The organism is Aminobacter sp. 01T433 (assembly GCF_056398585.1).
Genome location: NZ_JBFTPR010000026.1, coordinates 36,840 through 48,073, shown reverse-complemented (window position 1 = coordinate 48,073; position 11,234 = coordinate 36,840). Strand labels below are relative to the sequence as shown.

11 protein-coding genes are annotated in these 11,234 nt (G+C 62.2%); 3 read left to right on the top strand and 8 right to left on the bottom strand.

Annotation, left to right across the window (positions count from 1 at the left end):
- Positions 1 to 365: 365 nt before the first annotated feature.
- Positions 366 to 941, top strand: coding sequence for a dihydrofolate reductase family protein (locus AC1DLV_RS27855; RefSeq protein WP_476801451.1), 576 nt, complete (start codon positions 366 to 368; stop codon positions 939 to 941).
- 108 nt (positions 942 to 1,049) lie between these two features.
- Here AC1DLV_RS27855 and AC1DLV_RS27850 read toward each other — a convergent pair whose 3' ends face one another.
- Positions 1,050 to 1,433, bottom strand: a complete 384-nt coding sequence (locus AC1DLV_RS27850) for a VOC family protein (protein ID WP_476801452.1) — start codon at positions 1,431 to 1,433, stop codon at positions 1,050 to 1,052.
- 321 nt (positions 1,434 to 1,754) lie between these two features.
- Between AC1DLV_RS27850 and AC1DLV_RS27845 the strand changes: the two genes are divergently transcribed.
- Positions 1,755 to 2,471 (top strand): GNAT family N-acetyltransferase, encoded by a 717-nt coding sequence (locus AC1DLV_RS27845; RefSeq protein WP_476801453.1) that lies wholly within the window; start codon positions 1,755 to 1,757, stop codon positions 2,469 to 2,471.
- Positions 2,472 to 2,701: 230 nt separating this feature from the next.
- The gene (locus AC1DLV_RS27840) at positions 2,702 to 3,127 is read left to right on the top strand and encodes a pyridoxamine 5'-phosphate oxidase family protein (protein WP_476801454.1); all 426 of its coding nucleotides are present in this window, start codon (positions 2,702 to 2,704) and stop codon (positions 3,125 to 3,127) included.
- A 159-nt stretch (positions 3,128 to 3,286) separates the two neighbouring features.
- Here the strand turns inward: AC1DLV_RS27840 and AC1DLV_RS27835 are convergent, their stop codons facing one another.
- The 7 genes from AC1DLV_RS27835 to AC1DLV_RS27805 form a co-directional block, all read right to left on the bottom strand.
- Positions 3,287 to 3,832, bottom strand: coding sequence for an adenine phosphoribosyltransferase (locus AC1DLV_RS27835; protein WP_476801455.1), 546 nt, complete (start codon positions 3,830 to 3,832; stop codon positions 3,287 to 3,289).
- A gap of 142 nt (positions 3,833 to 3,974) precedes the next feature.
- A complete protein-coding gene (locus tag AC1DLV_RS27830; RefSeq protein ID WP_476801456.1) occupies positions 3,975 to 4,835 on the bottom strand; it encodes a cytochrome c1 in 861 nt (286 codons plus the stop codon).
- 26 nt (positions 4,836 to 4,861) lie between these two features.
- Positions 4,862 to 6,163, bottom strand: a complete 1,302-nt coding sequence (locus AC1DLV_RS27825) for a cytochrome b (RefSeq protein ID WP_476783447.1) — start codon at positions 6,161 to 6,163, stop codon at positions 4,862 to 4,864.
- A gap of 17 nt (positions 6,164 to 6,180) precedes the next feature.
- Positions 6,181 to 6,744, bottom strand: a complete 564-nt coding sequence (petA, locus tag AC1DLV_RS27820; protein ID WP_476801457.1) for a ubiquinol-cytochrome c reductase iron-sulfur subunit — start codon at positions 6,742 to 6,744, stop codon at positions 6,181 to 6,183.
- A 323-nt stretch (positions 6,745 to 7,067) separates the two neighbouring features.
- The gene (locus AC1DLV_RS27815; protein WP_476801458.1) at positions 7,068 to 7,379 is read right to left on the bottom strand and encodes a DUF6665 family protein; all 312 of its coding nucleotides are present in this window, start codon (positions 7,377 to 7,379) and stop codon (positions 7,068 to 7,070) included.
- Between the two features lie 9 nt (positions 7,380 to 7,388).
- Entirely contained in the window at positions 7,389 to 9,257 is a 1,869-nt protein-coding gene (locus AC1DLV_RS27810) for an ABC transporter ATP-binding protein (RefSeq protein WP_476801459.1), read from the bottom strand.
- Entirely contained in the window at positions 9,257 to 11,134 is a 1,878-nt protein-coding gene (locus AC1DLV_RS27805; RefSeq protein ID WP_476801460.1) for an ABC transporter ATP-binding protein, read from the bottom strand. Before AC1DLV_RS27805 ends, AC1DLV_RS27810 begins: the two co-directional genes overlap by 1 nt.
- Positions 11,135 to 11,234: the final 100 nt, after the last annotated feature.

Below are 11,234 nucleotides of genomic sequence, written 5' to 3'. Positions count from 1 at the left end.
CGCTCAGTCGCCTCGGCTTTCACCGCCAGCCGCCGCAAGGCCCGGGCTTGGGGGCTCATCACCCAGCAGGAGAACCGACCTCCCACCAGCCCGGCACCGGCGCTTCCCCCCGAGCCCGGTGCGCACCGGGGTCCCGTGGAAGATCGCGAAGAGAATGATACGGCAGGTTGGGAGGGGTGTGGAAAAACGAGGGCGGCTATCCACGGTGGATGCTGACAGATGCTGACGTTTGGCAGCAATCATTAAACCATTCGGTTGATTATTTGCGAGCGCATATTACATTCAACCATATGGCTGAATGACCTCGAAATCTCAGCCTGGCGCGCCGGTCGTGAACCGGCCGACCAAACGATATGGAGATTGCGATGCGCAAGCTGATTGCTGGAATGAAGACGTCGGTCGATGGCAAGATCGAGGGACCGGAAGCCATGGCGGATTGGGTCGAGGCGTGGTCCGACGACTATGGCGTCATGGCGCAAGTGGACGCCTGCCTGCTTGGCGGCGGCATGTACCCTGGCTACGAGAGCTATTGGACAGCGATACAAAATGAGCCGGGCAATCCCGCCTGGATCACGGGCGCGGCACCGACGCCGGCCGAACTCGACTGGGCCCAGTTCGTCAAAAAGACCCCGCATTACGTGCTGTCGAACAGCCTGGCTTCGACCCTTTGGCCGAACACGAGCTTCGTTCGAACTCTCGAAGACGTCGCAGCCCTGAAGCGGCAGCCCGGCAAGGACATCTATCTGGTCGGCGGCGCCCGAACCACGGCGAGCTTGATCGATGCCGGGCTTGTCGATGAGTTGCGCCTGATCGTCTATCCGCTCATCGCCGGCAACGGCAAGGCGCTCTTTGCCACCACGGAACGCCGCCACGGCCTTGAGCTGCGGAAGGTCGAACAGCTTACCAACGGGTGCCTGAGCCTGGTCTACGGGCTTGGCTAGCCGCTCTGCACTGCAAGGGGTGACCAACGATGGGTCTGCCCCTCGCCGCAACTGCGACAGAAAAACAAAGGGCGTGGAGAAATCCTGCACGCCTGACAGCCACAGAGGCTACCCGTTGTAGACTACGGAAATCTTGTTTCCAGACGGATCGCGCACGTAGGCGGCGTACCATGTAGGTCCATAGTGTGGACGTGGGTTGGGTGCACCTTCATCGGTTCCACCATTGGCCATGGCAGCTTCATAAAAAGCATCCACTTCCGCGGGGGACTTGACCATGAACCCGACCATGGAGCCATTGCCAGCGCTGGCAGGTTCGCCGTTGAAAGGCTTGCTGACCCACAAGACGAACCCCTCGCCTGTTCCACCTTCAGAATAAGCGCGCCAGCCTGGAAATTCCGTGTGCTTGCTCCATCCGATGGTCGCCAAGGTTGCATCATAGAAGTAATTCGACTCGGCGGATTCCAATGCACCCACAGTCACATAAACGCTCATGATCTTCCCTTTCTCCGGTGGCAGGATCGTGAGCGTTCTTATCGCGCAAAACAGAACATAACAAGAACAAACATTTCAGCGACGCAAGAAGCGCGAGAGTTCCAACGAACCGCCACGCGCGATTGGCTGCCCGACGCAAGAGCGAAATTACGTAGCAAATGCCACCAACCGAAAACGATGCGGCCTTGGCCGCTTTGCGCCAAAACGAGATATCTGCTTCGGGTCGGATAAATACCCCTTGGGGCCGACGGCCGACCGTCCGCTGCGAGGACACTCAGCACGCGAAGCGGACACCAAAGTTCTTGCCGCCAAGATCTGGGATTGGCCCCCAAACGGAAGTTCGGCCGAATTGACGCCTTCAAACTGCGTCAATACAATTTCTTTTCGCCGAATTTTAAGAGCCAGCGGTCAAGCAGGGGCGACATTGTGGAACTGGTCATTGGTCGGCTGCCACTCACCAGAGTGAAAGAGGCAGTTGCCCTGCTGACGCGGGCATTCATGCCCGACCCGATCTTCTCGTACTACTTTCCTGAAGCCAACCGGCGCGCCGAGGTGTTCCGAACCTTCTTTAACGATGTGGTGCGTGCGCACATCAGGTTTGGGCACGTCTATGCGGCCATGTTGGATGAGAAGATCGTGGCGGCGGCGGTCTGGCGGCCGCCAGACGCTGGACAGTCGACCGCGAGGGACCTCAGGCGCCAAACGCTGACTGAAAACCGGGTACGCGCGATCGACCCAAAAGCTGCGGTCGCCCTATTCGAAGGCTTCGCTGGGCTTGAATCCGGGCATCCCTCCGAGCCGCATTGGTACCTTTTCTTCACCGGTGTTGAGCCTGAGATGCAAGGTAGCGGCATTGGATCCCGCCTGCTTGCACCGGTATTGGAGAACGCCGACCGGTCGCGCGCTCCATGCTATTTGGAAACACCCTTTCCGCGAACCCACGACTTCTATCGTCGGCTTGGCTTCGTAGTCGCCGTGGAGGGGCATCCGTTTGCGGGGGCGCCCACGCTCTGGGCAATGACTCGGGCACCGACATGAGTCAAAACTGATGTATTAGGGTCGAAATCTACTTGTTCAAGCGTTGGTCCGCTTCTGGGGGAACTAGCCGCCTTACTCGATCGCATAGATGACGACGCATCAATGGCTGGGTCGGGTGCCGAACGCATATCGCGCAAGCTCGCGGCGCTGGCGGCCAAACTCCGCTGAGGCCGGCGGGCTGTCGCATGCGACTGCACAAAAATCGAGAATACTCACTGAGGGAGGAGGCAATGGACGAAGATCATACGAAACGCATGATCCTTGAATTCCTAAGGAAGCACACCTTGGCGGTCATTGCGACCTGCCATCGTGATGGAACGCCGGAGGCGGCTACGATCGACTTCTCGGTGCGCGACAATTTTGAGATCGTGTTCAGCGCTTTCAAGGAGACGCGAAAGTTCGGCAATCTCGCGGAGCGTCCCGGCGTCGCGTTCGTAGTCGGATGGGACGACAATATCACGGTTCAATACGAGGGTGAGGCAACAAGGGTTCCTGCCGCGGATATCGAACAATACCAGGAAGTTTTCCTCAACAGCGTTCCGGCCGACAGGGAGTTCATCGAGAGAGGGGCGGTGATGTTCAAAGCGACGCCGCGGTGGGTTCGATATTCCGATTTCAACAAGGAGCCTCCCGAGTTGATCGTGATTCAATTCTGACAAACGCAACGGCCTCGGGTCGCCGTCTGAGGGCGGAGGCTAAATCGTGACACCCGCCGCGAGGGCATAACCTCGAGGATCGCGGAGGCTCAGCAGACCCGATCATGCCGCGTCGAGGCGGGGAGACATCCTCCGCGCCAGAGCCGCCACTGAGGCTCCTCAGTGGCCGTCGTAGGCTATCAGCGTGCGCACGTCGACGCCGAGCGCTTCGAGCTTCTTGCGGCCACCAAGGTCAGGTAGGTCGACGATGAAGCAAGCGGCGACGATGTCGGCACCGATCTGGCGCAGAAGCTTGACCGCGGCCTCGGCGGTGCCGCCGGTGGCGATCAGGTCGTCGACGAGGATGACCTTTTCGCCGACAGCGATCGCGTCCTTGTGCATCTCCATCTCGTCGAGCCCGTATTCGAGGCTGTAGGCGATGCGCACGGTCTCGTGCGGCAGCTTGCCCTTCTTGCGGATCGGCACGAAGCCGGCCGACATCTGGTGCGCGATGGCACCGCCCAGGATGAAGCCGCGCGCCTCGATGCCGGCGACCTGGTCGATCTTGGCACCGGCATAGGGATGGACGAGCTCGTCGATGGTGCGGCGGAAAGCGCGCGCATTGCCGAGCAGCGTGGTGATGTCGCGGAACATCACGCCGGGCTTGGGGTAATCGGGAATGTTCCTGATGGTGGCAAGCAGCGTCTGTTCGAGAGAGGTATTCATCGGCGGGGGCTCCGTTGCCAACGGCGCAGCACATCCTTTCGCGGACGCTCTAGCACCGTGCACTGGCAGTTTTGACGGGTCGGGCGGCAAAAGAAAAGGGCGCCTTGCGAGCGCCCTTCGATTTCGTATCGGCTAAGCCGGATCAGTGCGGGACGTTGGCCCAGACCTTGCGCTTGGTGGCGTAGACCAGGCCGGCAAACAGCACCAGGAAGATCATGACGGCAAAGCCGGTCTGCTTGCGCGCCTCAAGATGCGGCTCGGCAGCCCACATCAGGAAGGCCGAGACGTCCCTGGAATACTGCTCGACCGTCTCGGGCGAACCGTCTTCGTAGGTCACCTGGCCGTCGGAAAGCGGCTTGGCCATGGCCAGCGACTTGCCGCCGATGAAGAACGGGTTGTAGTGCGTGCCCTCGGCGATTTCCATGCCGGCCGGCGGCTGCTCGTCATAGCCGGTCAAAAGCGCGTGGATGTAGTCCGGACCGTTCGACGCATACTGGGTGAAGATGTCGAACACGAAGGTCGGGAAACCACGCTCGACGCCGCGCGCCTTGGCGATCAGCGAGAAGTCGGGCGGAGCAGCGCCGTTGTTGGCAACCGCCGCAGCAACGGTATTAGGGAAAGGCGACGGGAAGTGATCGCCAGGCAGAGCCTTGCGGGTGAACATCTCGCCATCGCCGTTCGGGCCGTCCTGCACTTCGTACTCGGCGGCGAAAGCCTTGACCTGCGCTTCGGAGTAACCGAGGTCCGAAAGCGTGCGGAACGCCACCAGGTTCATCGAGTGACAGGCCGAGCACACTTCCTTGTAGATCTTCAGGCCGCGCTGGAGCTGGCCCTTGTCATAGGTGCCGAATGGGCCAGCGAAGGTCCAGTCCATCTGCTTGGGCTTGTGGATCGGGAAGTGCGTCGGCTCAGCCGCATTATGCGCTTCCTGAGCCAGCGCCACGCCGGCGGTGCCGGCGAGCACGAAGCCGATGGCAGCCAGACCGTTGAGAATCTTTTTCATTCCAAAATCCCTCTCAGATTCTCGGTTCAGCCGCGGGTCTCGGGTGCAGCGGTTGCACCAGCCGGATGAGCGGAGCCGCCCTTGTTCTTCTCGAGCACCGCTTCGGTGATCGAGTTGGGCAAGCGGCGCGGCGTCTCGATCAGGCCAAGAACCGGCATGATGACCAGGAAGAATGCGAAGTAGTAGAGCGTAGCGATCTGCGACATGATCACATAGGAGCCTTCGGCGGGACGCGAGCCGAGCCAGCCCAGGAAGATCGCGTTGATGACGAAGATCCAGAAGAACAGCTTGTACCAGGGACGGTAGACAGCCGAACGGACCTTCGAGGTGTCGAGCCACGGCACGACGAACAGCACCGCGATCGAACCGAACATGGCGAGCACGCCACCGAGCTTGGAGTCGATCGGCCCGATGTTGAAGGTGATGGCGCGCAGGATCGCGTAGAATGGCAGGTAGTACCATTCCGGAACGATGTGCGCCGGCGTCTTCAGCGAGTCGGCCATGATGTAGTTGTCGGGGTGGCCGAGGAAGTTCGGGATGTAGAAGACGAAGTAGGCGAACACGGCCAGGAACACGACCATGGCGAAACCATCCTTGATGGTCGCATAGGGCGTGAAGGCGACGGTGTCGGTCTTCGACTTGACTTCGATGCCCGTCGGGTTGGACTGGCCGGTGACATGCAGCGCCCAGACGTGGAGGACCACGACGCCGGCGATCATGAACGGCAGCAGGTAGTGCAGCGCAAAGAAGCGGTTCAGCGTCGGATTGTCGACGGCAAAGCCACCAAGCAGCAGTTCCTGGATCCAGGTTCCGACCAAAGGTATGGCGGTGAAGAAGCCGGTGATGACGGTCGCGCCCCAGAAGGACATCTGACCCCAAGGCAGAACGTAGCCCATGAAGCCGGTCGCCATCATCAGCAGATAGATGATGCAGCCCAGGATCCAAAGCAGCTCACGCGGCGCCTTGTAGGAGCCGTAATAGAGACCGCGCATGATGTGGATATAGACGGCGATGAAGAAGAACGACGCACCGTTGGAGTGCATGTAGCGGAGCAGCCAACCGGAGTTGACGTCGCGCATGATCTTTTCGACCGACTGGAAAGCCAGCGTCGTGTCGTTGGCGTAGTGCATCGCCAGAACCACGCCGGTGAGGATCTGCGCCACCAGCATGATCGAAAGGATGCCGCCGAAGGTGTAGGCGTAGTTCAGATTACGCGGAACCGGGTAGGAGACGAATGAATCGTGCACCAGCCGCGGCAGCGGCATACGCGCATCGATCCAGCGGCCAATGCCGGTTTTTGGCGAATAGGTCGAGTGTCCACCGCTCATGGAATTATGCCCCCTGCTCAGCCTATCCGAAGCTTCGTGTCGGAAATGAACTGGAAATTCGGAATATGAAGGTTTTCAGGCGCCGGTCCTTTGCGGATGCGGCCCGCCGTGTCGTAGTGGGAGCCGTGGCACGGGCAGAACCAGCCACCGAAATCACCCTGCTGACCGAGCGGCACGCAACCCAGATGGGTGCAGACGCCGACCATGACCAGCCAGTTTTCCTTGTCCTTGCCGGCCGTACGGTCGATGTCGGTCGCCTGGGCGTCGGCAGCGATGTTGGCGTTGCGCGCGACCGGGTCCTTGAGCTCGGCCATTGGCACTTCCTGTGCGGCCTTGATCTCTTCGGGGGTGCGGTTGCGGATGAACACCGGCTTGCCGCGCCACTTGACCGTCAGCGACATGCCGGGCGTGAGCGACGCGACGTCAACCTCGATCGAGGAAGCTGCAAGCGTCGAGGCGTCCGGGCGCATCTGATCGATGAAGGGCCAGGCCACGGCACCAGCGCCAACGGCACCTGCCATGGCGGTAGCAACGTAAAGAAAATCGCGGCGATTGGGCTCGCTCGTATCGGTTGCGCTCACGGGACCTGATCCTTTTGCCTCAATTCCAACCGGAGGCTGAGCAATTGTCCCCGCTCAACGATGCACGCCCGACAGCGCATGGCAACCAGGCTAGCGAATTCCTCCGGCATTTGGACTTCGGTTTATGCGTGAAGGCTCTTTTTGTCCAGACGCGACAAGGCACATGGGCAGATTGTCGCGGGGATGACGCAAGGCAGTGGAAAACCTTGGCTAAAGTGCGGGTTCCGGCGGGTTTTCGGGTATTTTAGAGGCGTCCGCAATGCCAACGCTTCGACGGTAACCGGCGTGGCTGGCTCTTGCGCCAGAAAAGGATCGCTCGACGGTCAGGCCGCGCCGAGTCGCACCAGCACCTCGCGTGGGATTGCGTAGGTGCGGATCGCATCATCATGGCTTCGCAGGCCGCACAGTTCGCGCTGGATGAAATAGGCGTAGACGGCGTCGCACGCGGCCTTGAGCAGGACGCGGCGCTGGTCGGCGTCGCCGCTATGCGCGTTGAGCTTGGCCATGGCCTCGCCGACCCGGTCGCCGGCGCGGCCAAGCGCTGCTGCCTTCTCCGCGAGCAACTCGTAATCGAGCACGTTGAGCGTTTGCTCGGAGCGGTTCGAGAGTATGGATGGCGGGCGCACTGACGACATGATGCGATCCTACTCCGCCGCGAGCCGATCGGCCAGAAAGCCGCCGGACTGGCGCTTCCACAGTTGCGCGTAGAGCCCGCCCTTGGCGATCAGCGCATCGTGGCTGCCCTCCTCGACGATGCGCCCCCCATCGAGCACGATCAGCCGGTCGAGCGCTGCGATGGTTGAGAGCCGGTGGGCGATGGCGATGACGGTCTTGCCCTCCATCAGCCTGTCGAGATTGTCCTGGATCGCCGCCTCGACCTCACTGTCGAGCGCCGAGGTCGCCTCGTCCAGGATCAGGATCGGCGCGTCCTTGAGCATCATGCGGGCAATGGCGACGCGCTGGCGCTGGCCGCCCGACAGCTTGACGCCACGCTCGCCGACATGGGCGTCGTAGCCGCGCCGGCCGCGCGGGTCGGCAACGTCGACGATGAAGTCGTGAGCGGCGGCGCGCCGGGCGGCATCGACGATCTCGGCTTGCGACGCCCCTGCCCGGCCATAGCCGATATTGTCGGAGATCGAGCGGTGCATCAGCATCGCATCCTGGCTGACGACGCCGAACTGGGCGCGCAGCGAGGCCTGGGTGATGTCGCGCACGTCACGGCCGTCGATCATGATGCGGCCCTGCTCGACGTCGAACAAGCGCAGCGCGAGGTTGACGATGGTGGTCTTGCCGGCGCCGGACGGGCCGACGAGCGCTACGCGCTCTCCGGGGCGGATGTGCAGATTGAGGTTTTCGATGACGCCGCTGCCCTTGCCGTAGTGGAAGGAGACGTTGTCGAAGAGGATGTCGCCGGAAGCGCGCGGCAGGACAGCGGCATTCTCGGCGTCGCGGATCGCCGGGCGCACGGAGATGGTGCGGGTAGCGTCCTGGATGGTGGCGTAGTTGCGGACGAGCCCGTTGATGTTGAACATCATCCAGCCCGACATCTGGTTGAGCCGGAAGACGAGGCCGAGGGCTGCGGCAATGGCGCCGGTGGAGATTTCGCCGCGCGACCAGCTGACGATGCAGATCGCTGCCACCGCCGACATCATCACGCCGTTGATGAGTGCCACTGCCGAGCGCACCGTGGTGATCGAGCGCGTCAGCCGGAAGACGGCGCCGAGATAGCTCTCGAGCCCGTCGCGGACATAGGCGTGCTCGCGGCGGCCGCTGTCGAACAGCTTGACCGCCATGATGTTGGTGAAGGCATCAACGAGACGGCCGTTGAAGATCGAGCGCTGATCGGCGGTGGCGCGGCCGGCGCGGCGCATCTCCGGCAGAAGGAAATAGACGATCGCGGCGTAGCCGGCGAACCAGGCGAGCACCACCGCCCCCATCAGCGGGTTGAGCGAGACCAGGATGGTCAGCGATAGCAGCACGAAGGTGAGGAAGGCCCACATCGTCTGGAGCACGTTGACGATGAAGTCGCCGACAGCCTCGCCGCCCTGGACGATCTTGGTGGCGATGCGGCCGGCGAAGTCGTTCTGGTAGAAATCATAGGGCTGCTCGATGACGCGCCGGAACGCCTGCCAGCGCACCATGGAGAAGAAGCCGGGCACGACGACCTGCTGCTCGACGATGGCCGAGCCGATGATGATGACGGCGCGGACGACGAGGATCAGCACCAGCAGGCCGGCAAGCTCGGGCCAGTGGTCGGCGAACAGACGCTGCGGGGTTGTGGCGTCGAGCAGGTCGATGAGCCAGCCGACCGACCAGTACAGCGCCGCGTCGATCGCGCCCGCAAGGAAGCCGCTGATCAAAAGCAGCGTGAACGGTCCCTTCGCCTGCCTGGCGAAATAGAGAATGAAGGCCCAGGCGTTTTCCGGCAGCACCTCGCGGTCGGTGTCCTGGAACGGGTCGATCGCGCCCTCGAAGCGGCGCCAGAATTTCTGCTGGAAGGGATCTTCGGTCATCACGCAGGCCTTGATTCTTCGAGCACGCTGTCTTCATGAAACAGGAAGCCGCCGGACTGGCGCTTCCACAGCCGGGCATAAAGCCCGTCGAGCGCAAGAAGCTCGTCATGGGTGCCCTGCTCGGCGATGCGACCCTGGTCGAGCACGATCAGGCGGTCGAGCGCGGCGATCGTGGACAGCCGGTGCGCGATCGCCAGCACGGTCTTGTCGGCCATCAGCGCATGCAGGTTTTCCTGGATCGCCGCTTCGATGTCGGAATCAAGCGCCGAGGTCGCCTCGTCGAGGATCAGGATCGGCGCGTCCTTGAGGAAGACGCGCGCGATCGCCACGCGCTGGCGCTGGCCGCCCGACAGCTTGACGCCGCGCTCGCCGACAAAGGCGTCGTAGCCGATGCGCCCGCGATTATCCTCAAGCGTGCCGATGAACTCATGTGCCTCGGCCTTGCGGGCAGCGGAGATGACTTCGGCATCCGTGGCATCGGGTTTGCCGAGCTTGATGTTGTCGCGCAGCGAACGGTGGAACAAGGCCGTGTCCTGGCTGACCACGCCGATGGAACCACGCAACGAGTTCTGGGTGACGGTCGAAATGTCCTGGCCGTCGATGAGGATGCGCCCGCCCTCAAGGTCGTAGAGGCGCAGGATCAGATTGGCGAGCGTGGTCTTGCCGGCGCCTGAGGGGCCGACGATGCCAACCTTCTCGCCCGGCTTGACGACAAGGTCGATGCCGCCGAGCACGCCGCCGCCCTTGCCATAGTGGAAGACCACCTTGTCGACATGGATCTCGCCACCCCTGACCACCAGTTCGGCAGCACCTGGCTTGTCGGTCAGGCCGAGCGGCTGGGAGATCAGCGCTTTTGAGTTCTCCAGCACGCCGAGGTTCCTCAAGATGCCGTTGAGCTGCATCATCAGGCGGCCAAGCAGCATGTTGAGGCGCAACACCAGACTAAGCGTGAAGGCGACAGCACCGACAGTGATCGCGCCTTCGATCCACAGATGGATCGAAAACCAGGCAATGGCGGTGATCATGACGCCCGACAGCGCCGTCAGCGCCAGGCGCACGCCCGTCAGCCTGCGCGTGAACGGGCGCAGCGCATTGAGATAGATGTCGAAGCCCGAGCGGATGTAGCGGTCGTCGCCATCGGCGGCAAACAGCTTCAGCGTCTGAACGTTGGAATAGGAATCGACGATGCGGCCATTGATCATCGAGCCGGCCTCGGCGGTCGCCTCGGCATGCTTGCGGATCGACGGCAGGTAGTGATTGGCAAGCAGTCCGAAGGCGACGATCCAGATGACGACGAGCCCAGCGAGCCGCCAGTCGAGCCCCGCGACCACGGCAAGCGTGGTGATGGTGTAGACCAGCATGAACCAGACGACCTCGATGAAGCTTTCCATCAGGTCGCCGGTGGCTTGCCCTGCCTGCCAGACTTTTGTGGCGATGCGGCCGGCGAAATCGTTCTGGAAGAAGGAGTAGGACTGGCGCGAGACATGGCGATGGGCCTGCCAGCGCACGAGGTTGTAAAAACCGGGCGTGATGGTCTGCTCGTCGACCAGCGCCGAGAGCCCAACGACGATGGTCCGGATCACCAGGACGGTGATCGCCATGAACAGCACTTCGGGACCGGCAACGTCCCACAGTGCTGCCCAGCTGCGGTCGGTGGGCAGGCCGTCAAGGATATCGACAATGCGGCCGACAAAATAGAAAAGCCCCGCTTCGACCAGCGGGGCGATGCCGCCGATGACCAGCATGGCGAAGAAGGCGAATTTTGCCTGGCCGACATAGTGCCAGAGAAAACCCCAGACGGTGGCCGGGGGCCGCAGTTCCGCCGGCTCCCGAAACGGATAGACCCAACTTTCGAACCACTTGTAGATTCTATTCATGAGCACTCTGGGCTATCTCGCGGCAACGACTCGCTATTTTCGGCCCAACCGGCACGGGAGGCAACCGTGGCTTGGCAGGAGCTTGCCTGCAACCCAGGCG